This window comes from Serratia proteamaculans (assembly GCF_013337185.1).
Lineage (GTDB): Bacteria > Pseudomonadota > Gammaproteobacteria > Enterobacterales > Enterobacteriaceae > Serratia > Serratia proteamaculans_D.
In genome coordinates, this window is sequence record NZ_SWDE01000007.1 from 40445 (window position 1) to 66985 (window position 26541).

Consider the following 26541-nt stretch of genomic DNA (forward strand, 5'->3'; position numbering starts at 1 on the left):
CTTAATTTTTGTTACCTAACACTGGGGCCAGCTTGCTGGCCCTATTTTTTTGCATTTTAACGGCAGGGATCACCTATGCTGCAGCACGCGGTGGGGGTTAAAGCGGCAATAAAAAAACCGGGACCCTTGCGGATCCCGGTTCAAAGTGGGGTAAAACATATTTTAGCGCTACGGCCCAAATTACGACGAGGATCTATTGCATACATTCTCTACGTCGTAACTGAAACGAGCTTTCCCTGGTGTCATTATGATTATTGGTGATGCGATCTTACTATTGTTATATTTTTATTGTGGTGTTGCTGTGTGTCTCTTCTGATACCATGTTTGACTATATAATGTGGTATGTCAAGCAATGTTTAGGTTATACATTGTACCATATACCAGTTTTGGATCGCTTTTTTGCACGGCAAGTATGAAAACGACTGAAAAAACAGCAAAAAAAATCGAAGGAAAAAATGGATAACAATCACCAGAAATTCGATTCACAGTCGATAGCAAACCGGGTCAGGGAACTGTTTGTACATTATGGGATTGGTAAGCGTCAGCATGCCAAAGAGCTCAGCCGCATTCTGGACCTGAGTTTTTCGCATGCGCATCGTAAGCTAAAGGGGCAAAGTCCCTGGACTCTGGAGCAAATTAACAACGTCGCTGCGGCATTAGGGGAAACGCCTGCCGCGATCGTGGACACCGGCACTGAAAATGACATCTCTGCGCAAACTATGGTGCGAGATGCCATCTTTTACGTGGGTGGCGTGGAACTGGCCTGTGTAGGTTATATCGGTCATGAGCTGGTTGGCGGACGTTCGTCGGAATATGTCGCGTTGCAGCAGGCAGGGCAATGGTGTCTTTATCGCGCGGATGATGCGCCGCTGGGGCAGCGTTTTTGCGTGGAGCTGATAGAGCTTCGCTCAGCCGCCGTTGAAGATGAGCGCCTGAGCATTGCGGTACTTGATGATTCACACCAGGCGGCCGATGAGCTGACAAAATACCTGAACAGCCGTGGTTTTCATGCGGTGGCATTTTATGATGTCAGCAGTTTTAACCTGGCGTTGCAGCAGAGCCTGTTCGATGGTTATGTGGTCGACTGGTTGATTGGTCAGGAAACGGCAGACCAATGTATTGCAGCCATCCGCACCTCGGATAACCCGGATGCGCCGGTATTGGTCCTCACCGGCCAGTTAGGGACCGATCAGCGTGAGTCTGAAATCGCCAGGGCGATGCGTGACTATGACGTACTGGGCCCTTATGAAAAGCCAGTACGGCTCCATGTGATTGAAGCCGCACTGTTGCGCTGTTTTAATCTTTAGTGGCCAGTAGTGAAGCCAGAGCGGAAGACAACGCGTCCAGCCTGACCGGCTTCATCAAGTAATTGTCGAACAGCGCCCGCTGTTCGGCAGACAGTTGTTCCGGGGTATAAGCGCTGATGCCCACGATAGGAATACCGCGATTGGGGCCACGTTGGTTGCGTAATTGTTTAGCCAGCGCGGCACCGTCAATGCCGGGCATTTGCAGATCCAGCAGTAACGCGTCGTAGGGGCGCCTGAGCAGCTTTTGCAGCGCCCGTTCCGACGAATTGCACAGTTCATGTTGATAGCCGAGCTTGTCCAGCAGCGCCGCGAAGGCGTCACTCACCGATTTGTTGTCATCAACCACCAGGATATGTTGCTGTTTTTGCCCCAGGCCCTGGTGGTGGTGAGGTATTTCGTCCCGCTGTTCTTCATTGCTGATTTCAACCGGAATACTGACGATAAAGGTACTGCCTTTTTTGGGCTCACTGTAGACGGTAATACTGCCGTCGAGCAGCGTGACCAGCCCGTGGACAATCGCCAGCCCCATGCCGACGCCGCCATACTGCCGGGTATGTGACTGATCAAGCTGAGTGAAGGGCTGGAATATCTGGTCGAGCATCTCTTTTTCGATGCCGATGCCGGTATCAGTAACTTCAATAATCAGTGAATTGCCGCTGGGTTGCCGCCGCAGGCTGCTATACAGCGTGATGGTGCCGCTCTCGGTATATTTGAATGCGTTGGTCAGCAGGTTGACGATAATCTGCCTGATGCGCAGTGGGTCGGAATGTATCTGCAGATGGCCGCACTCCACTTCACACAGTAGCGTCACCTGTTCTTTCTGACTCAGCGTATTAATTTCATTCGCCGTTTCTTCGACCAGCCGCTGCACGTCGAAGGGAGCGATACGTAGTTCCATCATCCCGCTGTCCAGATGAGCGTAATCAGTCAGATCTTTCATCTGGCTTTCAATTTGCTGCGCGGCGGTTTCCAGTCGTTGGAAAGTATCCGCATGTTCGGCCGACACCTTGGTATTCACCAGCACATCAATGGCAGACATAATGCTCTGCAGCGAGGTGCGCAGCTCGTGACCAATGGCTCCCAGGAAGGCATTTTTGGTGCGAGTGGCTTTCTCCGCCTCAATCGCTTTGGCCTGCTGCCGGATGGTCAGGCGCTGCTGGCGCAGCACAATCAGGGTGATGGCGATCAGCGCGATCACCGAGAACATCACAATCACCAGACCATAAAAAATGATGTGTCGTTTTTCGATATAGTCTTCGTAGGCGGCGGTGCGCTGCTTCACTTCGGCGTGATCGGTCAGATTGGCCATCTCAATCGCATAGGGCTTGATTTGCCTCATGGCCTGCGAAATAAGCGAGAAATCAATCTTCGGGCTGTTGAGCAAATTATCAATCTGATCCATTTTCTCGCGCATGTGTGCGATCACTTCGGGATAACCCGGTTCGGCGTACAGTGGCTGGGTGGATTCGGACACCGTTTCCAGTACGTAAAAGCGAGAATAAAGGATTTCAAATTTAAGCCGCAGATCTTCGCTATCCACCTTCGGTGCGTTTTTCTGCTGTTCGACCAGCGTCTCAAACTCAGCCAGCTTGATGGAGAATTTGGCGATCGACCAGGAGTAGTTCTCCTGGGTGCCGGCGATAGCATACAGCCCCTTCTTTGACAGGGTTGCGCTGTAGTAATACAGCGTCACCGTAGAGGCCACCAAAAACAGTGCGGCAAAAATAGCCGGGATCGCCAGCCTGCTGTTGCTTTTAAACCCTGTGAGCTTCATTTGATCACTATCCTGTCCACTTGCCAGATAAAGCGTGAGTTATACAGCGGGGAATTCAACTCAGGCCCTGCGGCATCCCTGGGATAAACCAAAAACAGCGGGCCGAAGTTTCGGATCTTCAGCATTTCGCCATCCATCTTGTAGGCCAAAATCATATTGTATTTCTCGACGTCGGACAGCGGCACGTCGATGTAGTAATCATTCAACGCATAAAACGTCAGCGTGCTGCCTTTGGCCCCGACACGTGCCAGAATGTCCGCTACGGCAACCCCTTCGAACTTTCTTTGCGGCGTCCAGGAGGTTGAGGTGGTGATGCTGCTCACCGGCATCGCCAACAGTTGTTTATCGGTAAACAGATAGCTTTTCTTTACCGGGTCGGTGGTGTTTTGGATGTTGCCCGAGACTTCCAGAGTAAAACTCAGCGCGCTGGATTGGACGACCATCAATGCAAAAAATGCCAACGTGATGTTTTTAAATAGTTTGAACAGCATCGGTGTTCTCCAGTGTCGCGGATGCTTACATGAGCTCCGCCCATTGATCAGGCAAAATAATGGCAGAAAATAACAGTTTGTGTTGAAGGGAATGGTAAAGAGCACGAAAAGAAAAGGCCAGGGATTACCCTGGCCTCGGTTTGTGCTGATTTTTGCGCTTAGCGCATAGTCACAAATTCTTCGGCGGCGGTCGGGTGGATCGCCACGGTGTTGTCGAAGTCTTTCTTGGTGGCGCCCATTTTAATCGCCACGGCGAAGCCCTGCAGGATCTCGTCCATGCCGAAGCCAATGCCGTGCAGGCCAACAATCTTCTCTTCTTTACCCACGCATACCAGCTTCATGCGGCACGGTTGACGGTGCTGCGTCACGGCGCTGTACATGGCGGTGAAGGAAGATTTATACACTTTCACGCTGTCCGCACCGAATTTCTCGATGGCTTCCGGCTCGGTCAGGCCGATAGTGCCGATTGGTGGGTGGCTGAACACCACGGTAGCGATGTTGCTGTAATCCAGGTGTTCTTCCGGCTTGTTGTTGAACAGGCGTTCGGACAGGCGGCGACCGGCGGCCACGGCAACCGGGGTCAGTTCAACGGCGCCGGTGTTGTCACCTACGGCATAAATGCCCGCTACGTTGGTGTTCTGGTATTTATCGACGTCGATGTAGCCATTTTCGTTGGTTTTCACCCCGGTAACGGCCAGGTTCAGATTATCGGTCGCCGGTTCACGGCCGATCGCCCACACCAGGCTGTCGACGGTGAATTCCTTGCCGTTTTCCAACTGCAGCGTCAGGCTACCGTCGGCGTTTTTGACGATGGCCTTCGGCACCGACTCGGTGTGCAGGCTTGGCCCTTCGGTGTTCATCACTTCCACCAGGGTTTCGACAATCATCGGATCGAAGCTGCGCAGCGGCGCGTGTTTACGCACGAACAGGTGCGTTTCGGCACCCAGTGCATTCAGCACACCGGCGATTTCCACCGCGATATAGCCCGCGCCCACAATGGCAACGCGTTTTGGCATGGCGTCCAAATCGAAGAAACCGTCTGAGTCGATGCCATATTCTGCGCCCGGAATGTCCGGATGGCTTGGGCGCCCGCCGGTGGCGATCAGAATATGGTCGGCGGTGATTTTCTCACCGTTGACTTCAACCGTGTGGGCGTCGATAAAGCGCGCAAAGCCTTTGATCACGTCGACTTTGTTTTTGCCCAGCACGTTGTCGTAGGAATTATGGATGCGGTCGATATAAGCGGTGCGGTTAGCCACCAGCTTTTTCCAGTCAAAGGCGTTGACGGTGGTATCGAAACCGTAGTCCGGGCCGTACAGATGAATGGCCTCGGCGATTTGCGCCGCATGCCACATAACCTTTTTCGGTACACAACCCACGTTGACGCAGGTGCCGCCCAGTTCTTTGGCTTCAATCAGCGCGCATTTCTGGCCGTACATGGCTGCCCGGTTGATTGATGCTATGCCGCCGCTGCCGCCGCCAATTGCTAGATAATCGTAATGTTTGGTCATCTGGGATTTCCATGAATTGTGTGAATCGAAGAGCGTAAGAGTTTAACGCCTGATGCAGGTTTGTCGCAAAGATTGCGTCGATGGCTGTGATAGGTGGGGTAAAGGCGCGGCAGGCCGCGCCCCGGATGCTTATTCCGGCACCACCCAGTTCACCAAATGGTGACCATGGCCCGACGGCACCAATATTTTGTGCAGCCATGGCAGCACGTTTTTCATTTGCTGTTCCAGCTTCCAAGGCGGGTTAATCACGATCATGCCGGAGGCAGTCATGCCGCGTTGGTCACTGTCGGGTTTTACCGCCAGTTCGATCTGCAGAATATTGCGGATGCCGGTGGCTTCCAGCTCTTTGAGCATACGTTTGATCTGCTGGCGCATCACCACTGGATACCACAACGCGTAAGTGCCGGTGGCAAAGCGCTTGTGGCCTTCTTGCAGGCCTTTGATCACGTCCTGGTAATCGGTCTTCATCTCGTACGGCGGGTCCATCAGGATCAGCCCGCGGCGCGACAGCGGCGGCAGTTGGGATTTCAACTGCTGGTAGCCATCGGCGCGTTGTACCTTGGCGCGTTCGTCCTTCTGGAACTCGCTGCGCAGCAGCGGGAAGTCGCTCGGGTGCAGTTCGGTCAGGTGGATTTTATCCTGCGGGCGCAGCAGCTGGCGGGCAATCAGCGGTGAGCCAGGGTAGTAGCGCAGCTTTTCGGTACGGTTAAAGTGGTGCACTACACTCATGTAGGCCGCCAGTTCTTCCGGCAGATCGTCACGTTGCCACAGCAGACCAATACCTTCCAGGTATTCCCCGGTGCGTTCAGCGTGCTCACCGCTCAGCTGATAGCGCCCTGCGCCGGAGTGGGTATCCAGATACAGGAAAGGTTTGTCTTTTTCTTTCAGCGATTCAATGATCAGGCTCTGAACGGTGTGCTTGAGCACGTCGGCGTGGTTGCCGGCGTGGAAACTGTGGCGGTAACTTAACATGGCTTGTGGTAATTCCTTGTGCTCCCGACGGAGCGTGCTGAACAGAATAAAGGCTTATATTCTGCACAGTATAAACTGTCTGGGCGGGAAAAACCGGAATGCGTTACCACAGACCCTCTATCAAGGAGCAGGACAATGACCGAGTCGGCTATTCTGGCTAACTATCCCGGCGCGTCGCGCTGGCAATTCGGCGACAGCCCGGCGCTGGCGGATGAGCTGCTGCAACGGGTGCTCGACGGCGACAAAACCGCAACCTGTGGTTCCTATGTCGCCTATCAACAAGAGAAATCACCGCTGGTTGGGGATTATAACGTGATCCTTAATGGTCGGGGTAAGCCCGCCTGTGTGATCAGAACGCTGTCACTGAAGCTGGTTCGTTACTGTGACGTCACCGCCGAGATGGCCGCGCTGGAAGGCGAGGGGGATAAGAGCCTGGCCTTCTGGCGCGAGGGACATCAGGCATTTTTTACTCGCGAAGGGACCTTTTCGCCGCAAATGTGGTTAGTATTTGAAGAGTTTGACCTGGTTGAGGTCCTCTAGTTACGCGGCCGGTTGCTCTAGCGCAGCAACCACCTGCTCGCGCAGCCAGCTATGGGCCGGATCCAGGTGCGATCGTTCATGCCAGACCATCACCATGTCATAACCTGGTAGTTCCAGCGGCACCGGACAGGTGCGCAGACTGCCCAGCAGTTCCCCCAGCATGCGCGAAGGCAGCATCGCCACCATATCGGATCTCGCCAGCAGCGTGGGAATGAACAGGAAATGCGGCAATGACATCACGACCCGCCGTGTTAATCCCTGAGCTTCCAATAGCGTATCGATCTGAGTACGAAAACCGCCGCCGTCCTGTGAGACCATGACAAATTCAAGCTGGCAGAACTGCTCCAGCGAGGGCGGGGTCTGCAATAACGGATGGTCATGACGACCCACCAGCAGGTAATTCTCGTGGAACAACTGGCGATGTCGCAGCTCGGCGGGGGCCTCTTCACGGGCCAGAAAACCCAGGTCGATCACGCCGTCGGCCAGATCGCGACTCATGTTTTTGGGTGAAGCTTCACGGATCGCCAGACGGGATTGTGGTGCTGCCAGCCGCAGTTTGGGCAGCATCGGCAGCAAAATGGCATATTCGGCCGCGTCGGCGGCGGCCAGTTGCCAGGTCATTTCGGCCCGTAGCGGATCAAACGGCTGTTCCGGCGCCACCAAACGGCCGAGATCGGCCAGCGTCTGGCGCAGTGGCGTCAGCAGGCCGAGTGCGCGTGGCGTGGGCAACATAGCGCGTGAGCCGGGCAGCAACAGAGGGTCATGGTAAATCTCGCGCAGTTTGGCGAGCTGAATACTCACTGAGGGTTGGCTCAGGTTAAGGCGTGCGGCCGCCCGGGTTACGCTGCGCTCAGTGAGCAGCACTTCCAGCGTAACCAACAAATTGAGATCGACCCGCTTTAAATTGTTGATAACTATTCCTCGCATTAAATCTATCAATTTCAACTATAGCGTTAATCCTCTTACCGTGGAACGGACGTCGGAAAAGCCGACGATGCCCTAACGGATAAGGACGAAAAGATGAAACTGAGCGAGTACGTTGGCTACGACGCACTGGGGTTGGCCGAACTGGTAAAGAGCGGCGAAGTCAGTGCGCAGGAGCTGCAACAGGCGGCGCAGGCCGCGGTTGAGGCAGTGAACCCGGCGATTAACGCAGTGGTGGAACATTGGACGCAGCCGCTAGCTGAGGGCGAAGGCCCACTGTCTGGCGTGCCTTTCCTGATTAAGGATATCGCCATCAGCATGGCCGGTAAGCGTCTGGAACTGGGGAGTCGATTGGCGCAGGGGAATATCGCGGCGGCAGACAGTTATCTGATGAGCAATATTCGTCGAGCAAGGCTGGTCACCTTTGGTCGCACCACCACGCCGGAAATGGCGTTCAGCACCACCACTGAAGCGGTGCTTTATGGCGCAACGCGTAACCCCTGGAATCCTGATTTCAGCGCGGGCGGCTCCAGCGGCGGAGCCGGTGCGGCGGTTGCTGCCGGGATCGTGCCTATCGCTCATGCCACTGACGCCGCAGGATCGATCCGCGTACCCGCTTCGTCGAATGGCTTGTTCGGCCTTAAACCGACGCGTGGCCGGGTTTCACATGGCCCGGCGATGGATGAAGTGTTCAACGGTTTTGGCGTCCAACTGGGGCTAAGCCGTACGGTGCGCGACAGCGCGGCCTTGCTGGATGCCCTGCAGCATCCACATCCCGGTGAACCCTATTACACCGCGCCTCCGGCACAGAGCTGGCTGTCACAGGTGACGTCTGAACCTGGCCGACTGCGCATCGGCATGATGACTCAGGCATGGAACGGCGGCAAAACCGATCCGCAAATCGCTCAGGCCACGGCCGAGACTGCCGTGCTGCTGAGTGGATTGGGCCATCAGGTTAGCGAGGTGGATATGGCGATCGGCGTCAGTTGGCAGGAGCTGGTGTTCGCCAATGCGCAAATCTGGTGCGCAAATCTGGTCGGTTGGGTCGATGGGTTGAGTCAGGCGACCGGGCGGCCGGTATCAAATGAAACGCTGGAGCCGGAGACGCTGGCTTGTTACCGCTACGGTTTGGCTGCCAGGGCGGTGGATATGGTCGCAGCCCTTGAGATGCGTAACCGGGTGACTCGCGGCGTCGCGGCCTATTTTCAACAGTACGACCTGCTGCTGACCCCGACTCTGCCCGACCTGCCCTGGCGGATTGGCCGCTATGGCACAGGGACTGCGGGCATGAGCGGCCTGGAGTGGACGGCGCATTTATTCGATCACTCGCCGTTTACGCCGGTATTTAACGTGGCGGGCGTACCGGCGATGTCGGTACCCTTGGCGCAGGATCCGCAGCATAACCTGCCGATAGGCATGCAATTTGTCGCCGGTTTTGGCCGTGAAGATTTGCTGCTGAAACTGGCCGGCCAACTGGAACGTGCGGCACCCTGGCAGCAGCGACGTCCCGCGATTTGGGCGGGAAATACGTTACCCCAGACCCTCGTTCCAGGAGCAGGACAATGACCAGATACGGCGATATCAACAGTGTCTTTAAAAACTTACAGGCAGCAGCATTCGGCTACGACATTATCAGGGGTAATAGGTAAAGCCATTAAGCCCCCGTTGCTCACTGCAAATTCGTAAACATCGCTGCGGCACAGGGTTTCACTGAAGGCCAACACTTCCCCAAGCGCATTTCGGCTGGTCTGTACAATTTGCAGCAGTGGTGTACCGCTATGCACGTTGAGCAGACCGGCTATTTCCTCATTGCAGGCCACTGCCTTCAGTTGGAAATGTTTACCTTCCGGCACGATATTTCGCGATTGCCATAACGCATACAGAGAGTTTTCCAGTTTTTCCGGGTCCGGTAGGAAGCGCAGGGGAATATAGGTGGTTTCCAGAGATACCGGATTTTCGTCAATTAGCCGTAGCAGGCGCAGTGTCGCCACGATGGCGTTGCTTTCCAGTGCCAGGAACTTTGTTACGTGAGCCGGTGCCGGCAGGCAAGCACGTAATAGCCACTGGTTGCTGACATGGTTGCCGCTGCGTAAAAGTTGGGCGGTAAAGCCACGCTCCTGACTGAGTGAATAGCCGGCATGCTTCACTACCTGCGTGCCGATCCCTTGTTGGCGAGAGATGAGGGCTTTTTCCTCCAACAGCTTCATGGCTTTGCTGATAGTCACTCTGGACAAGGCCAGTTCTTCCGCCATCAGTCGTTCCGACGGCAAGTAATCTTCCGCTGCCAGTATCCGCTGTTTAATGGCCGTTTCGATCGCCGTTGCCAATTGCATATAACGTGGCGCCGTGGCTCCCTGAGCCAGTTGCTGGCGCAGCCAGGCTATTAAATCACTCATTCAGCTCGCTCCCTGTGTTCCGTATGACTTCCGTAGCCTTGCTTTTATCATATTCGCTACGACAGTAATGATAGCGTACCCAGATTTTCAATGGATTTAGATTGGCATCACATTTTTCATCAATTGGACTTTAATTGGATTTGTATGCTGCGTAAGGTGGCCCAAAGAATGCTTATAATATCAAGTGCAACAATATCAAGGTCTCGCCATGTTGAATGCGACAAAAGGTAGGTTGTTGGTCATCCAGGAGGAGAAAATGAGCGGGGTGGCTGCAGTAAAATCGATGAGGGCTTTGGATGGTGCAGCCAGAGGTGAATGATGAAAACCAAAACGCAGAGGTGGCAGACTGATGGCGAGGTGTTTAACGGAGCGTGGGGGAAGTACCGCCCGTTGTTTTGCCAGCAGCTATCCCTCAATTTCACCCGGTGTGTCAGCCTGTCCACCTTGCAACAACGTTTTCTGGGATAACGCCTATGGCGGAAATTATACGTGGAAGATATTAACAAATCAGAAAATACAATATTTTTTTACTTTCTTAATTGGCCGGAATTAAATATTTTCACCCGGTTTGACGCCTGCTTTACTCGGGAAGAAATTGACGATGAATTAGTTGATTAATTTGCATTAATTGTGAGCTGAAAAATAGACGGCAAGTTGGGGGAAACCAGTGTGCTCCTGTTTGAAATTGATTTAATATCGAAAGCATTCGGTTATGAATAGGAAGTGTTTTCATTTAGAGAGGTTACATTTAGATATGGTTTTACGATAACATCATATACTTTTAAACACCTTCAATAGATAAATGCGTAATTTTACATGGTAAAAATAGTTGAGTTGATTCTTAATGGTGTTCATCATCATTGTATTCTAATAAACATTCTGTAGAGGAATAAAGCGATTGTGATTTCAGGATGTTTAATTTGAGTGGATATGCATAATGAATGATTATAAAGCAGTAAAAATACTGCAAAATAGAATAATTAATCAAACGGATTCGGAGTTGAAAACCTTTAAAAAAGGATGCAAGGTTGAATCAAAAAATAACATTGTTATGTTGATTAGCGGGGAGATTTCGGTTAGGCGCACCAAAGATGATATCCTGATGAGCAAAGGAAAGGCCCCGGCCATTTATGGATTGATAGATGTGTTCAAATTGAATTATCAAGTGTGCAACTACTTCAGATGTGAAACAGACTGTGTGATTTTCATTTCATCCGTTGATTCTGCACTGGACGTGATAAATAAAGAAAATTTATGGTATCACGTGTCTTCAAACTTCGCGAATCTCATCGAGTCCTTTTGCAGCAGGGAGCTGCTGGTATCTCACAGTGATGTCTATGGCATTGTTCGTTCACATCTGGAGTATATCTGGACACTGCCGGCCAAAGAGAGGTTGGAGATGTCAATCTTCAGCTTCATTATGCAAAGGGCTCCAATCTCCAGAAGTTCAATACATAAAATAATAAAAGAACTAAATAAAGGGGGGTTTATAGTCACAGAGCGTGGGAGGTTAATTGAACTAAACTCAATACCTAAGGGTTTTTAATCATTAGCTTATGCTTCTACAGCAGCAATTCACGCTTTACCTTCCGCTACCTTCCCTGGCGACTTATCTTTTAAGGCTGAGAATTGACTATATCAGCCCCAGGCTAGTGTATTTACGAAAACGATTCGACTGATGAAATAATGAGCAGCTAACGGCCAGTGTAGTTTCCCAGTGAGCATTGAACCTTTCCTAGCCAGCGGTTGATTTCAAGCGTGTTCTTGATCCCTATTCTCTTGGCGAAAATCTGACGATGATGAGATAAGTTTTTGTATTCACATTGAGATTTTTTGGCTGCTGACGTTAATGTGTCGCCGCTGGCCTGGGCCAGGATGCCGTCTAACTCTTTCAGGTTTATTTTATAAATGGAGGATTTTATCGCTGCAACCTCAGGGCTGAGTCTCATTTTGGTTTTTGACAGAGATAAGTTCGTCATAAACTCCCTGAACACGGACAGGGATTCTTTGCGTAGCATGACAGAGTCAGGGCGTAATTTGAAAATTGCATTAAGTATAACGGGGTCTTGAAGTGCGGTATAAACCATTACGCCATAGCGGCCCGTTGTACATCTCAGTGCTGAAATTTCGTTAAGAAACTGATAGCTGTTCTTAAGTGTATCTTCGTCAGTTGCCAACTCCATTATTATGAAAACTTCTGATTCTTCTTTTAATGCTGCAATGAGTATAGGTCTGACCTGTGAGATAGAGTTTACATGGAGTATTTTTTTTGTTTTCACACACTGGCTTACGATGTTTTTTATCGCTTTTCCTGTGAGATCAAGCCTATCAAGTATAATAACGTACCCATTATTGTTCATCTGTCTTTACCTATCCATACCTATAACTTTTACTGAACTAAAATCTAACTGAACAGTAGGACTGCAACGCCAATAAGAATTGCCCAAAAAAAACTGCAAATAATAAGCACCCACAGGCATCCTGTGTTTTTTATCTTAGACATAGCAATGGTAATCCAAAGAAAAAAACAATAATACACGGAAGGGGTGCTACTTCAAGCGACTAAAATATACAATCAAAATTAAAACATGTTCATATTTACACAAATTACACGGTTTAAATGCAGGGTGAGATAAGGCACCATTAGCAGCAGGGAAAGCTTGTTCTCGCGAGTTCATTGACTATTTTTAACGATGGTTTTAAGTCGCACGGCGCAGGCTGGTTTAATCATTTGCCACGAGTGCCATTATGACTGGGTGCAAGCAGATAATAAGATTGCCATCTAAATAACCTGTTGAAATTAATAAATTAAATTATGACTGGATTTTAAGTCTACCTATTTAGTATTAATTAAATAAGTAAAGTAATCAAGTGGAGTTGTTATCCAGGATCGTATCTACATGGTTAATTCAGCGCGCGTTTCCTCTTCTGCCCCTGCATGGGGTGATGAATATATCAATTTGTCTGTTTTCTCTGGTGATTGAAGGACAGAGTCCATTGAGACCAGATTTACATATTTTTCCAACTACACCACCAACATTGTCTGTTCCCAGCCAGCGGACGACATCTAAAAAGTGAAACACATTATGAATAGCGTTTATCGTATTGTCTGGAATATAGCAAAACAATGTTGGATGGCGGTTTCTGAATTAGCCAGGGGGCGTGGTAAAAGCGGCAGGAGCAAAGTGTGCCGCGGCGCAGTGATACTAGCGTCGTTTATGATGTGTGGAACGGTGCAAGCTTCGACGGTCTCGTGGTCGCCTTCGGGGCAGAACTCGGGCGGATCCGGCACCTGGGATCTCGCCAGCGGTGAATGGTTCAACGGTACGGTCACCTTGCCCTGGAATAACCTGGCAGGGGACAGCGCTCAGTTCGGCGGGACGGCGGGAACCGTCACCCTGGGGAGTGCGTTTACCGTTCAGGATCTGTTGTTTGCGACCAATGGCTATACCCTGAACGGCGGCACCATCAACTCCGCTTCGGGTACCATGGTGATTAGCGCGGGCAGTGGCAGTACAGCCACCATCAACTCGGTCATTGCCGGTAGTGGCCGCCGTGATATTAAGGGCGGCGGCACTATCGTGTTGGGTGGGGTCAATACCTACACGGGGAACACCACCGTCTCCGGTAACAGTACCTTGCAGGTGTCGACCGACGCCAATCTTGGCGCGTCGACCGGTACACTCTCGCTGGGCGATGCCTCAACTCGCGGTACGCTGGCCGTCACCGGGAGTCTGTTCAATACCACCCGCAGCGTCACCCTGGGTCAGGGCGGCGCAACAGTTAACGTTGCCTCGGGTGGCCAGGCCATTATGGGCGGAGCCCTCGGCGGAAGCGGTGCCTTCACTTTTGATGGTGCCGGTAAGCTGATCCTGTCGGGTGCGAATACCTATAGCGGCACAACCACGATTAACGGCGGTACCCTGCAGATTGGCAATGGCGGAACCTCAGGGGCATTGGGCAGCGGTGCGGTGACCAATAACGGCATCCTCGCCTTTAATCTCAGCAACAGTTATACCACTGCCGCAGCGATTTCCGGCTCCGGTCAACTCCAGCAAAACGGTAGTGGCACCACCCTGCTTGCAGGCACCAATACCTACACCGGTGGCACCATTATTAACGCGGGCACCTTGCAGATCGGTAATGGTGGCGCGACGGGTTCAATCACCGGTAACGTTACGAACAACGGTGTGCTGAGCTTCAGTCACAATAATACCTACACTTACGCTGGCGTAATTTCGGGTCGCGGTGCGGTACAGCAAAATGGCGGCACCACAGTATTGAGCGGTGCTAACACCTACACCGGCGACACCCTGATACGCAGTGGGGTATTACAGGTGGCCGATGATGCTAACCTCGGTGCATCGTCAGGCCAGTTACACTTCACCGGTAGCGGTAACTTCCATACCAGCGCCACCTTGACTACCGCACGTAATGTGGTTATCGACAGCGGTGTTAACGCTTATGTGGGCAGTAACAACGCCGCGCTTCCATTGACTCTCAGTGGTGTGGTGTCTGGGGCGGGTGCCTTGGGGGTTGATAGCGGGAACGTCATTCTGACCGGTGCAAATACCTATACCGGCGGCACCAACATCTGGGGCGGGACGCTGTCGGTATCAAGCGATGCCAACCTCGGTGACGCGTCCGGCGTTATACGCTTCGTCAATGCCGGCACCCTGCGTGCTACCACCGATTTCAGCACCTCTCGCAATATCGCGCTTAACAGTAACGGTTGGATAGAAGCCTTCAATGGCGCCAATGTGACGCTGAACGGGGTGATTTCGGGTGGGGGCTACCTTGCACTGAACGGTGCAGGTACACCTGGTGGCACGGTGACACTAACCAATAACAATACCTATACCGGCACCACTTTTTTGCTGGGGGGGATCAAGGCTTATGTGTCGAATGCCGCCAGTCTTGGCAGCAGTAAAAATGTGAATCTCAATAACGGCACCTTGGCCACGACCAAGAGCATGACCATCAACCGGATTGGTCTCGATAACGGTGCCGGAGGCGCCACTATCGATGTGGCACCGACCACCACGCTGACGGTCAATAACGATGTCTACGGCAGCTCCTCTACATTACGAAAAACCAACACCGGTACGCTGGTGTTGGCCGGTGCCAATACCTCGAGCAGTGCCGTTTTCATTGATGGCGGTACCTTGCAGGTCGGCAATGGCGGCACCTCAGGCGCATTGGGCAGCGGGAATATCACCAACAACGGCGCACTGGCTTTTAATCGCTCTGATGCTTATGGGTTCGGTAGTCTGATTTCTGGTACCGGCACCTTTACCCAGATGGGGACGGGGACCACCACACTTAGTGGTAACAATACTTATACCGGTGCGACGCGGGTGGCGGCAGGTTCGCTTTACATCAATGGCGACCAGACTGCGGCTAGTGGCATGACCACCGTGGAATCCGGTGCCACGCTGGGCGGTTCGGGCACCCTTGGTGGTGATGTCAGGGTGCTGGACGGCGGCATTCTGGCTCCGGGCAGCTCGGACGGTGCGGCGGGGACTCTGGCTATTCGTCGCAGTTTGCTGCTGTCTGGTGGCTCAATCCTCAACTATAACCTCGGCCAGCCCGATGTGGTTGGGGGGCGGTATAACGACCTGACGACCGTGGGGGGAGACCTCACGCTGGACGGTACGCTGAATGTCAGTACCACCGAAGGGGGGGCATTTGGCGCCGGGGTTTACCGCATCATCAGCTATTCGGGCGCGTTACACGACCAGGGGCTGAATCTGGGTACCATGCCTGCCGGTGCCAACACGGCGTTACAGACCTCGGAACCAGGCCAGATCAACCTGATTAACACGCTGGCGAATATGCGCTTCTGGGATGGGGCTACGGCGGGCAATGCGAACAATGGTGCGGTGAACGGGGGCTCCGGCATCTGGAACAGCGGCGCGGGCGCCAACAGCAATTGGACCAATATTTCCGGGGCCACCAACGGGGTCTACAGTCCTGGTTTCGCGGTGTTCCAGGGCACTCCTGGTACGGTGACGGTTGACGATAGCCTGGGTGGGGTGACGTCCACAGGGATGCAATTTGCGACCCACGGTTATAGCGTCAACGGCGACGCCATTAACCTGGCCGAAACCACCACGGGCGCGGGGAGTGCCACGGTTCGAGTCGGCGATGGCACGACAGCCGGAAATGGCTATGTCGCGACTATTGGCGCGGTATTACAGGGCAGCGTGGGTTTGACCAAAACCGATATGGGCAAACTGGTACTCACGGGTGCCAATACTTATACCGGTGGAACCACCATCAGTGCAGGTAATCTGCAACTCGGTAATGGTGGCACTTCGGGTTCGGTGGTCGGCAATATCCTTAACAACGGCACCCTGGCCTTTAATCGTAGTGATATCGCCAGTTTTAACGGTGTGATCTCCGGCAACGGAGCCGTCCAGCAGATGGGGTCAGGTACCACGGTACTGACTGGCAACAATAGTTACAGCGGCACAACGACCATCTCATCAGGCGTTTTACAGATCGGCGATGGTGGGACAACGGGGTCGTTGGGCATCGGCGCGATGCTTAATAACAGCAGCCTGGTCTTCAACCGAAGCGATGCGGTCACTTATGGCGGGGTAATTTCCGGCACCGGTACGCTGGCGCAAAATGGTAATGGCACCACGGTATTGACGGCTAACAATACCTATACCGGCACCACCACTATCAACCGCGGGACTCTGCAATTAGGTGATGGTAGCGCAAATGGTAACGGCTCACTCGTGGGTGATGTTACCAACAATGGCACCCTGGCTTTTAACCGCAATGCTGGGTACACCTATGCCGGGGTCATTTCCGGCAGCGGTGCAGTCACGCAGGGCAGTGGAACCCTCACTCTGAGTGGAACGAATACCTACCGCGGTGGCACTGCAATTAATGGTGGTCAATTGCGGGTTGCCAGTGACAGTAATCTCGGGGATGCATCGGGTAATCTGACGTTCAATAACGGTTGGCTAGTGGCGACGTCGGGTTTCCGCATGAGCCGTGATATCACTCTTCGCGGTAATGGCGGTTTAAGTGGCATCTTGACGGTCGATGGAAATGTCTCCGGACCTGGCCGGTTACTTATCGGTTCTGGCGCGAATATAGCGCTGTTTGGTAACAATACTTACAGCGGTGGTACAGATGTGGCTGGGGCGACAGTCCAGGTTAACTCCACGAATAGCTTTGGTACCGGTACGATCACTCTTCATGACTTTCCTGTCATACAGACCATTGGCAGCTTTACTCTCTCGCAGGGCATTTATTGGCAGCCGGGATTGGGTGGCGGAACAATTATTGTGCAGCCGGACGAAACCGTCACTATGACCGGCTACCAGTCAGGGAGTTCGACATTCAGAAAAAACGGGGCGGGTACCCTGGTGATTGCTGCCGATAACGGTTTTGGCGGTAGTTTGGTGATATACGCCGGGACGGTACAGTTAGGCGATGGGGGGACGGTTGGCAACCTTGGTGGCGCTGTCAACGTTGGCGCAGGAGCCGTGCTGTCTTTTAACCGCAGCGATCTTTTCAGCTATGGTGCACCAGTTTCGGGGGCGGGTTCGGTGCAGCAGAACGGCACCGGTACTACCGCCATTACCAGCAACCTGGCCCAGACCGGTGGCACAACGATCAGCGCGGGTACGTTGCAGATAGGTAATGGCGGCGCGTCGGGTTCGATAGCCGGTGACATCACTAACAACAGTAATCTTGCTTTCAAACGCAGCGATAGTTACACCTTTGGCGGTGTGATCTCCGGCTCTGGCAATCTACAACAAAACGGCACTGGCACCACCGTCCTGACGGGGGCCAATACCTATAGCGGTCTCACCACCATCAATGCAGGCACGCTGCAGTTGGGCAATGGTGGCACCACCGGTTCGCTGGTCGGCGATATCCTCAACAATGGCACTCTGGCCTTCAACCGCAGCGATGCCATGGCGTTTAACGATTTTGTGTCGGGCACCGGTGGCTTGCTGCAAATGGGGCCGGGTAACCTGATCCTGACGGGCAACAATACCTATAAAGGCACCACCAGAGTGTCCGCCGGTCGGCTGACCATCAATGGCGATCAGTCGGCGGCGACGGGGGACACGATGGTCTCTGGGGGGGCCAGTCTCGGCGGTACCGGCATTATTGGCGGCAATGTGTCCATTGCCAATGATGGCATTCTGACGCCGGGCAGCACCAATGGTACTGGCGGGACCTTGACGATCAAAGGCAATCTGGCGCTCAACGGCACCTCAATCTTGCGTTATACCTTCGGTACGCTCAACGGCGCCCCGCAAAACAGCCTGACCAATGTTAAAGGCAATCTGACTCTCGATGGTCGCCTTGATGTCAATATACCGACCGGGGGCTCATTTGACCCGGGCATCTACCGTATCTTCAACTATGACGGCACCCTGACCAATAACGGTCTGGCACTGGGCAATATGCCTCCGTCAACCACCGTCGCATTGCAGACCGGCGTTCCGGGGCAAATCAACCTGATTAACACCACCGGTATTTTGACGGCGGTCTGGGATGGCAGCAACCCGGCGGACTACAACAACGGTGTCGCGGATGGCGGCGCGGGGGTGTGGAGCCGAAACCTGGCTAACCAGTCGTGGGGCGATGCCAGCAGTTCGATTAACTCGACCTATACCCCTACCTCATTCGTTATCTTCCAGGGCGCGGGCGCACCGGTCACGGTGGATACCAGCCAGGGGCCTATTTCGACCAGCGGCATCCAGTTTGCGGTCAATGGCTACTCGGTTAACGGCGGCGCGATAACGCTGCTTGAAACGGCTTCCGGCACCGGCAGTACCACCGTCCGCGTTGGCGACGGCAGTGATGCGGGGGCAGGTTACAGCGCGACCATCGGCTCTGTGCTGCAGGGGAACACCCGCCTGACGAAGATGGACCCGGGCAAATTGATACTGACCGGCGCCAATACCTGGAGCGGCGGGACGGCTATTAACGGCGGTACGCTGAGCGTGGCAAGCGACAGCAACCTCGGTAGCAATGCCGGCGCGCTAAGCCTGGATGGCGGTACGTTGGAAACCACAGGCTCCTTCACGACGACGCGCGCGACCACCCTCAATGCCAAAGGGGGAACGTTCGATATTGATGCCAACCAGACGCTGACGATGAGCGGTGTTGTCGACGGTGCGGGTAAGTTAACCAAAACCGACGCCGGTAAGCTGGTGCTTGGCGGCACCAATACTTACAGCGGTGGCACGGCGATTAATGGTGGTACGGTGAGTGTCTCCAGCGATGCGGGTCTCGGTGCGACCACGGGCGCATTGAGTCTGGATGGCGGTACGCTGGAAGTAACCCATACCTATGCCTCGGCGCGTGCCACAACGCTGGCTGCGGGTGGCGGTACGCTGGATATCGACAACGGCAGCACATTGACGCTCGAGGGGATTGTCGATGGCAGCGGGAAGTTAACCAAAACCGACGCCGGTACGCTGGTGCTGACCGGCAGCAATACTTACAGTGGTGGCACGGCCATTAATGGCGGGATCCTGCAGATCTCAAGCGACGCCAACCTCGGCGCCGACACGGGCACTCTGAGTCTTAATGGCGGCACGCTGGCAACCACAGCGACGCTGACCTCCTCACGCAGCACCACGTTCAATGCGGGTGGCGCAACGCTGGCTGTGAACGGCGGCACTACGCTGACGTTAACCGGTACGGTTGATGGCGCAGGCGCACTGACCAAGTCCGATGCCGGCACACTGGTATTGGCCGGAGCCAAGACCTACAGCGGTGGCACCACTATCGCGGATGGGCTGCTGACACTGACCGACGCCGACAGCGCGGGTTCCGGTGCGGTGAATGTGGCCACGACGGCAGGTCTGGAGTTGGCGTTCACCTCGGCCGGTATCTTCGACAATCTGCTGACCGGCGCGGGTATTACCACCGTAAGCGGAGCACAGGCCACCATCACCGGTGCCAACTCGGCCTACACCGGTGACTGGCGTATTACTTCCGGCGGTTCGCTGGCCGTGGCCAATAGCGCCACAAACAGTAATACCAACCTGGGAGGCGGTGGGGTCGATATCGCGGCGGGGGGGGTGGTGAATATCAACACGACGGGGATATTCAGCTTTAACAACCTACTGACCGGCGGCGGCCTGCTGAATGCGGCCAGCGGTGGGCAGGCATTCTCCTTCGGCAGCGGCGTGGGCACCGGCTTTACCGGCACCATGGTGCTGACCAACAACACCTTTGATTTGTCCGGCGATAATACCGCGGCCCTGACCCATGCGACGTTGGAAATGGGGGCGGGTAACCTGACCACGGCAGGTGTGGGCAACCAGACTATCGGTAACCTGACCTTTAACGGTGGCACGCTGAATCTGCGAAATCTGCCGACTGGCACCGTGACGGCTAATACTCTGGCACTGACCACGGGCAGTGTCGAATTGGATCCGCAAGATGCGGGCAGTTCGGGCAATTTGTTGGCGCAGGACGAAGGCACCACCCGGCGCCTGGTCTCTGCTAACACGGTGAGTGGTTCGGCGGACAACCTGGTGCTTAAGGATCTGGCTGGCAATGTCCTGACATCGGGCACGTCGAACGTCGTTCAGGGCGGTAATACGGTCGCCATCGGCACCTATTCATACGGCCTCGATACTCGTGCGGCAGGCAGCAGCACCGTTGATGGGTTGTACGCCTCTTACCGTCTGACCCAGTTGGCGCTGCAAGCCAACCAGACGACCACGCTATCGGGGGATACTTCAGCTTCTTCGGGGGCCGATGAGCTGCATGCCAAATTGACCGGTGCCGGGAATCTGGCTATCGATGCGACTGACACTCTGACACTGAGCAATGCCACCAACGATTATACCGGCGAGACCAGCGTGAAAGCGGGCACGTTGCGGGCAGGTACCGATAACGCGCTGGGGCAGACCAGCAAGCTGAATCTGGCCAATACCACCGGATTTGACCTCAATGGCAAGACGCAGACCCTGGGTGCGCTGAACGGCGCGGCGGGCTCGACGCTGAATATCAACGGCGGCACGCTGAATGTGAGCAATGGCGGCACTTCGCTGGGTGCGCTGACTGGCGCAGGTCAGTTGAATGTCACGGGCGGTACGCTGGACGTGCAGGGCGCGAACAGCGGCCTGACCGCAGGCACCCACATCGCCACCGGCGCAACGGTCAGCCTCAATGATGTTGATGGTCTGGGCAGCGGCGCGATCACCACCGACGGCACACTGGCGTTAAACGGCACCAGCGGTACGCTGGACAACACCATCGCCGGTACCGGTGTGGTTGAGCTGAACAACGCCGCCGACGTGACTTTGGCAGGCAATAACGCGCTGTCCGGTAGTTGGGACCTGGCGGCAGGCACGCGCCTGACGGCAACGCAGGCCGGCAATCTGGGCACGGCGGCGATCAATAACAGCGGCACCTTTAATGTGGACACCACCACCGACTGGACGCTGGCCAATGCGCTCAACGGCGTGGGTGTGCTGACCAAAAACGGCAGCGGCACGCTGACTGTCGATCAGGCCAACAGCTACAGTGGTGGCACCACCGTTTCGGGTGGCGTATTGCAACTGACGGATACCGACGGCGCAGGCAGCGGCACGGTCAATATCGCTGGTGGGGCGACGCTGGATCTGGCGCTGACTTCGGCGAGCGTCTTCGATAATCAACTGGCCGGTGTGGGCAGCACCCGGGTCAGTGGGGCGCAGGCCACCATCACCGCGGATAATAGCGCCTACACCGGCGACTGGCAGGTGACCGATACGGGCACGCTGGCGGTGGCGGATAGCGCGACCAGCAGTACCGATAACCTGGGCAGCGGTACGGTGGCTATTGCGGCGGGTGGCGTGGTGAATACCCTCACCACAGGGGCCTTCAGCTTCGATAATGCGCTGACCGGCAGCGGTACGTTGAATGCCTCCAATGCCAACCAGGCGTTCTCGTTTGGCAGCGGCGTGGGAGCCAACTTTGCCGGTACAGTGGTGCTGACGGACAACACCTTTACGCTGGCCGATAACAACACCACGGCACTGACCGGAGCGACGCTTGAAGCAGGCAATGGCAACGTGACCACCGTCGGTGATGGCGATCAGCATATCGGCGGGCTGACCATTAACGGCGGTACCCTGCAGTTTAATGCGTCGGCACCGGAACAGATCGTGGCAACCAGCCTGATCACGGCGGTGAAGGAAGATGTCAGCCATGCCGGTACGGTGCGTCTGAATCTGCCGATGCCGTTTACCCCAAGCCCGCCGGATACGCCAAACACGGTCAATCTGCTGATGCAGGATGAGGCCAACGTCGGCGTTCAACTGGTTAAGGCGAGCTCGGTGAGCGGCAGCGGTGGTGCCATTACCCTGACCGACCAAAATCGCAAGGTCATTACGGCACCACGCCAGCTTGATATCAGCCAGAACGGCAACATCGTGGCGCGTGCGACCTACGACTACCGTCTGACCTCAGGCCCGGCAATGGACGGTCTGTATGTGAACTACGGTCTGAAAGAGCTGGACCTGCAGGCAGGCCAGACCCTGACACTGGCCGAAGATAGCGGGGCGAGCGGGGCGGCGGCGGATATGTCGGCCAAAGTTACCGGCAGTGGCAACCTGGCGATTGATGCCGGTACGGGGGCGTTGTCACTGTCTAACGCGCTCAGTGATTACACCGGTGAAACGAGTGTGAACTCGGGCACATTGCGCTCTGAATCGGACAACGCACTGGGGCAGACCAGCCAACTGAATCTGGCCGACACCACAGGATTCGACCTCAATGGCAAGACGCAGACTCTGGGGGCGCTGAACGGCGCGGCGGGCTCGACGCTGAATATCAACGGTGGCACGCTGAACCTGAGCAATGGCGGTACCTCGCTGGGTGCGCTGACTGGCGCAGGTCAGTTGAATGTCACGGGCGGTACGCTGGACGTGCAGGGCGCGAACAGCGGGCTGACCGCAGGCACGGATATCGCTACCGGCGCGACGGTCAGCCTCAATAATGTTGATGGTCTGGGCAGCAGCGCGATCACCACCGACGGCACACTGACGTTAAACGGCACCAGCGGCACGCTGGATAACACCATCGCCGGAACCGGTGTGGTTGAGTTGAACAACGCCGCCGACGTGACTTTGGCCGGTAATAACGCGCTGTCCGGCAGTTGGAACCTGGCGGCAGGCACGCGCCTGACGGCGACGCAGGCCAGCAACCTGGGCACGGCGGCGATCAATAACAGCGGCACCTTTAATGTGGACACCACCACCGACTGGACGCTGGCCAATGCGCTCAACGGCGTGGGTGTGCTGACCAAAAACGGCAGCGGCACGCTGACTGTCGATCAGGCCAACAGCTACAGTGGTGGCACCACCGTTTCGGGTGGCGTATTGCAACTGACGGATACCGACGGCGCAGGCAGCGGCACGGTCAATATCGCTGGTGGGGCGACGCTGGATCTGGCGCTGGCTTCGGCGAGCGTCTTCGATAATCAACTGGCAGGCGCGGGCAGCACCCGGGTCAGTGGGGCGCAGGCCACCATCACCGCGGATAATAGCGCCTACACCGGCGACTGGCAGGTGACCGATACGGGCACGCTGGCGGTGGCGGATAGCGCGACCAGCAGCACCGATAACCTGGGCAGCGGTACGGTGGCTATTGCGGCGGGTGGCGTGGTGAATACCCTCACCACAGGGGCCTTCAGCTTCGATAATGCGCTGACCGGCAGCGGTACGTTGAATGCCTCCAATGCCAACCAGGCGTTCTCGTTTGGTAGCGGCGTGGGAGCCAACTTTGCCGGTACAGTGGTGCTGACGGACAACACCTTCACGCTGGCCGATGACAACACCACGGCACTGACCGGAGCGACGCTTGAAGCGGGCAATGGCAACGTGACCACCGTCGGTGATGGCGATCAGCATATCGGGGGGCTGACCATTAACGGCGGCACCCTGCTGTTCAATGCGTCGGCACCGGAACAAAGCGTGGCAACCAGTCTGATCACGGCCAATACGCTGGATGTCAGCCACGCCGGTACGGTACGTATTAATCTTCCCAAGCCTTACGTTCCTGGCGGCAGGGATACCGACAACTCGGTCAATCTGCTGATGCAGGATGACGCCAACGTGAGTGTAAAACTGGTCGGCTCGAAGGTGACCAAAGGCAGCGGGGGGGCCATCAAACTGGTCGATCAGGACGGTAATGCCATTACCGAGGCACGACAGTCTGACATCAGCCAGAATGGCCAGATTGTGGCCCGTGGCACTTATGATTACCGCCTGACCTCAGGTACGGCGGCGGATGGCCTGTATGTGAACTACGGCCTGACCGAGCTTGATCTGCAGGCGGATCAGACGCTGACATTGGCCCAAGATAGCGGGACGAGCGGGGCGGCGGCGGATATGTCGGCCAAAATTACCGGCAACGGCAGCCTGGCAATTGATGCCGGTACGGGGGTGGTGTCACTGTCTAACACCACTAACGACTACCGCGGTGAAACGAGTGTGAAAGCCGGTACGCTACGTTCCGAAGCCGACAATGCGCTGGGCCAGACCAGCAAACTGAATCTGGCGGCTTCAGGCGGGTTTGACCTGAACGGCAAGTTGCAGACTATTGGCGCCCTTAACGGCGCGGCGGGTTCGACGCTGAATATCAACGGTGGCACGCTGAATGTGAGCAACGGCGGTACCTCGGCCGGATCGCTGACCGGCGCAGGCAAGCTGAAAGTCAATGGCGGCACGCTGGACGTGCAGGGCGCAAACACCGGGCTGATGGCCGACACCAATATCGCCACCGGCGCGACGGTCAGCCTCAATGATGTCGAGGGTCTGGGCAGCAGCGCGATCACCACCGACGGCAAGCTGGTACTCGATGATGCTGCCGGCACGATGAATAACAACATCAATGGCAAAGGTGAGGTGGTCAAACAGGGTGACAGCGAGACCGTACTGACGGGTAAAACCGACTGGACGGGCAACACCTATATCGACGGCGGTGAACTGGTGCTCGATGGCAGCAAAGGTGGCGCACAACTGGTCAGTAATATCATTGCCAAAGACGATACAGCTTTGTCTCTGCGCAATGGCGCGAGCCTGACCGGCTGGATTGATCCAACGGATGTCAACATCGATGCAGCCAGCCGCTGGAACATGACGGCGGACTCGCTGGTCGACGACGTTAACCTCGCCGGTACCCTCAACTATGTCGCGCCTGCTTCACCGATGACGGCCGGACGCACGCTCACGGCCAATAACTGGAACGGTCAGGGCGGGACGCTGGTACTGAACACCGTACTGGGTAATGACTCATCCGTTACCGACAAGCTTCTGGTCAACGGCAATACCAGCGGGAACACCTTTGTTAAGGTGAATAATGTCGGGGGCGGCGGTGCGCAAACGGTAGAAGGTATCCGTGTGGTGGAAGTCAAAGGCCAGTCCGATGGGACCTTCACCAAATCGGGCCGTATTGTTGCCGGAGTCTATGACTACAGCCTGACGAAGAAAGGCGCTGACTGGTTCCTGACCAGCCTGGATACCACCGTACCGGCAGAAGATCCGCAGAAAAAAGCCAACATTCGTCCGGAATCGGCGAGCTATACCGCCAACCTGGCTGCGGCGAACAGCATGTTTATCACCCGACTGCACGACCGCCTGGGTGAAACGCAGTACACCGATGCGCTGACCGGCGAGCAGAAGGTCACCAGCATGTGGTTGCGTCAGGTCGGTGGGCATAACGGCTGGACTGACTCCAGTGGTCAGCTTGATACCCAAAGTAACCGTTACGTCACGCAACTGGGCGGAGATATTGCCCAGTGGAGCCCGGATGGCCTGCAGCGCTGGCATCTCGGTGTGATGGCCGGTTACGGCAATAACAGCAGCAATACCGATTCGAACAGCACCGGATACCATTCAAAAGGTTCTGTCGACGGCTACAGTGCGGGGCTTTACGCGACCTGGTATCAGAATAATGAGAGCAAACAAGGTGCTTATCTGGACAGTTGGGCGCAGTACAGCTGGTTTAACAACTCGGTGGACGGTCAGGATATTCAGGGTGAGTCCTACAAATCGAGTGGGATAACCGCGTCGCTTGAGATGGGTTACACGCACAAACTCGGCGAGTTTGCCGGTAGCCAGGGTTCACTGAATGAATGGTTTATTCAGCCTCAGGCGCAGGCTATCTGGATGGGCGTGCGGGCCGATGACCACCGCGAAAGCAATGGTACCCGTGTCAGTGGTGAGGGTGACGGCAATCTCCAGACTCGTCTGGGTGTGCGTACTTACCTGAAAGGACACAGCAAAGTCGATGACGGTAAAGACAGAACCTTCCAGCCTTTTGTTGAAGTGAACTGGATCCACAATACGCAAAGTTTCGGTACCCGAATGGACGGCATGAGTGAGTATCAGTCTGGTACCCGCAATATCGGGGAAGTGAAAACCGGTGTTGAAGGCCAGATCAGCCCACGTCTTAACCTGTGGGGAGACGTTGGGGTTCAGGTCGGGGACAAAGGGTATAGCGATGCTTCCGCAATGGTCGGAGTGAAATACAACTTCTGACAGGTATTCACACACTAAGCAATCAGTCACGTCAGGGCGGCTGATTGCTTATTTTTTTGTATTTAATTTCACATTCTGTGAAGAGAAATTATTGAGGTTAAGG

Annotated in this window: 12 protein-coding genes and 1 pseudogene; 6 read left to right on the plus strand and 7 right to left on the minus strand. The window is 55.2% G+C overall.

Going from position 1 to position 26541, the window contains the following annotated elements; all coding sequences use genetic code 11:
- The first annotated feature begins 455 nt into the window (after nt 1–455).
- Nucleotides 456–1307 carry a helix-turn-helix domain-containing protein gene (locus FCL49_RS21375; protein WP_174355054.1) on the plus strand — a complete coding sequence of 284 codons (852 nt, stop codon included), beginning with the start codon at nt 456–458 and terminating at the stop codon, nt 1305–1307.
- On the opposite strand, the gene FCL49_RS21380 is transcribed toward FCL49_RS21375, so the two are convergent.
- From FCL49_RS21380 to FCL49_RS21395, 4 genes are all read right to left on the minus strand, one after another.
- Nucleotides 1297–3081 carry an ATP-binding response regulator gene (locus FCL49_RS21380; protein ID WP_174355055.1) on the minus strand — a complete coding sequence of 595 codons (1785 nt, stop codon included), beginning with the start codon at nt 3079–3081 and terminating at the stop codon, nt 1297–1299. The two genes, FCL49_RS21375 and FCL49_RS21380, sit on opposite strands and share 11 nt — an antisense overlap.
- A complete protein-coding gene (locus tag FCL49_RS21385; RefSeq protein ID WP_135318449.1) occupies nt 3078–3572 on the minus strand; it encodes a molybdopterin-dependent oxidoreductase in 495 nt (164 codons plus the stop codon). Before FCL49_RS21385 ends, FCL49_RS21380 begins: the two co-directional genes overlap by 4 nt.
- 158 nt (nt 3573–3730) lie before the next feature.
- Nucleotides 3731–5083, minus strand: coding sequence for a glutathione-disulfide reductase (gene gorA, locus FCL49_RS21390; protein WP_174355056.1), 1353 nt, complete (start codon nt 5081–5083; stop codon nt 3731–3733).
- 129 nt (nt 5084–5212) lie between these two features.
- Complete coding sequence (locus FCL49_RS21395) at nt 5213–6055, minus strand: 23S rRNA (adenine(2030)-N(6))-methyltransferase RlmJ (protein WP_135318447.1); 843 nt, start codon at nt 6053–6055, stop codon at nt 5213–5215.
- A gap of 135 nt (nt 6056–6190) precedes the next feature.
- Between FCL49_RS21395 and FCL49_RS21400 the strand changes: the two genes are divergently transcribed.
- Nucleotides 6191–6595, plus strand: a complete 405-nt coding sequence (locus tag FCL49_RS21400; RefSeq protein WP_135318446.1) for an ASCH domain-containing protein — start codon at nt 6191–6193, stop codon at nt 6593–6595.
- Here FCL49_RS21400 and FCL49_RS21405 read toward each other — a convergent pair whose 3' ends face one another.
- Nucleotides 6596–7522: a LysR family transcriptional regulator gene (locus tag FCL49_RS21405; RefSeq protein ID WP_174355057.1), complete on the minus strand. Its 927-nt coding sequence runs from the start codon at nt 7520–7522 to the stop codon at nt 6596–6598.
- Nucleotides 7523–7615: 93 nt separating this feature from the next.
- On the opposite strand from FCL49_RS21405, the gene FCL49_RS21410 reads away from it, so the two are divergent.
- On the plus strand, nt 7616–9085 hold the full coding sequence (locus FCL49_RS21410) for an amidase (RefSeq protein ID WP_174355058.1): 1470 nt from the start codon (nt 7616–7618) through the stop codon (nt 9083–9085).
- Nucleotides 9086–9120: 35 nt separating this feature from the next.
- Here FCL49_RS21410 and FCL49_RS21415 read toward each other — a convergent pair whose 3' ends face one another.
- On the minus strand, nt 9121–9915 hold the full coding sequence (locus FCL49_RS21415) for a GntR family transcriptional regulator (RefSeq protein WP_174355059.1): 795 nt from the start codon (nt 9913–9915) through the stop codon (nt 9121–9123).
- Between the two features lie 937 nt (nt 9916–10852).
- Here FCL49_RS21415 and FCL49_RS21420 point away from each other — a divergent pair.
- Entirely contained in the window at nt 10853–11461 is a 609-nt protein-coding gene (locus FCL49_RS21420) for a helix-turn-helix domain-containing protein (protein ID WP_174355060.1), read from the plus strand.
- Between the two features lie 148 nt (nt 11462–11609).
- On the opposite strand, the gene FCL49_RS21425 is transcribed toward FCL49_RS21420, so the two are convergent.
- Nucleotides 11610–12275, minus strand: coding sequence for a hypothetical protein (locus FCL49_RS21425; protein WP_174355061.1), 666 nt, complete (start codon nt 12273–12275; stop codon nt 11610–11612).
- Between the two features lie 726 nt (nt 12276–13001).
- On the opposite strand from FCL49_RS21425, the pseudogene FCL49_RS24830 reads away from it, so the two are divergent.
- Both FCL49_RS24830 and FCL49_RS21430 read left to right on the plus strand, forming a co-directional pair.
- Nucleotides 13002–13124 (plus strand): annotated as a pseudogene (locus tag FCL49_RS24830) (ESPR domain-containing protein); the annotation flags it as partial.
- Nucleotides 13125–13133: 9 nt separating this feature from the next.
- Nucleotides 13134–26438 (plus strand): autotransporter outer membrane beta-barrel domain-containing protein, encoded by a 13305-nt coding sequence (locus tag FCL49_RS21430; RefSeq protein WP_254611129.1) that lies wholly within the window; start codon nt 13134–13136, stop codon nt 26436–26438.
- The last annotated feature ends 103 nt before the right edge of the window (nt 26439–26541 follow it).

What these genes read in the sequence shown, in the direction of transcription:
- FCL49_RS21375 (WP_174355054.1), top strand. Translation starts at nt 456, where the DNA reads ATGGATAACAATCACCAGAAATTCGATTCACAGTCGATAGCAAACCGG.
- FCL49_RS21380 (WP_174355055.1), bottom strand. Translation starts at nt 3,081, where the DNA reads ATGAAGCTCACAGGGTTTAAAAGCAACAGCAGGCTGGCGATCCCGGCT.
- FCL49_RS21385 (WP_135318449.1), bottom strand. Translation starts at nt 3,572, where the DNA reads ATGCTGTTCAAACTATTTAAAAACATCACGTTGGCATTTTTTGCATTG.
- gorA (WP_174355056.1), bottom strand. Translation starts at nt 5,083, where the DNA reads ATGACCAAACATTACGATTATCTAGCAATTGGCGGCGGCAGCGGCGGC.
- FCL49_RS21395 (WP_135318447.1), bottom strand. Translation starts at nt 6,055, where the DNA reads ATGTTAAGTTACCGCCACAGTTTCCACGCCGGCAACCACGCCGACGTG.
- FCL49_RS21400 (WP_135318446.1), top strand. Translation starts at nt 6,191, where the DNA reads ATGACCGAGTCGGCTATTCTGGCTAACTATCCCGGCGCGTCGCGCTGG.
- FCL49_RS21405 (WP_174355057.1), bottom strand. Translation starts at nt 7,522, where the DNA reads ATGCGAGGAATAGTTATCAACAATTTAAAGCGGGTCGATCTCAATTTG.
- FCL49_RS21410 (WP_174355058.1), top strand. Translation starts at nt 7,616, where the DNA reads ATGAAACTGAGCGAGTACGTTGGCTACGACGCACTGGGGTTGGCCGAA.
- FCL49_RS21415 (WP_174355059.1), bottom strand. Translation starts at nt 9,915, where the DNA reads ATGAGTGATTTAATAGCCTGGCTGCGCCAGCAACTGGCTCAGGGAGCC.
- FCL49_RS21420 (WP_174355060.1), top strand. Translation starts at nt 10,853, where the DNA reads ATGAATGATTATAAAGCAGTAAAAATACTGCAAAATAGAATAATTAAT.
- FCL49_RS21425 (WP_174355061.1), bottom strand. Translation starts at nt 12,275, where the DNA reads ATGAACAATAATGGGTACGTTATTATACTTGATAGGCTTGATCTCACA.
- FCL49_RS21430 (WP_254611129.1), top strand. Translation starts at nt 13,134, where the DNA reads ATGATGTGTGGAACGGTGCAAGCTTCGACGGTCTCGTGGTCGCCTTCG.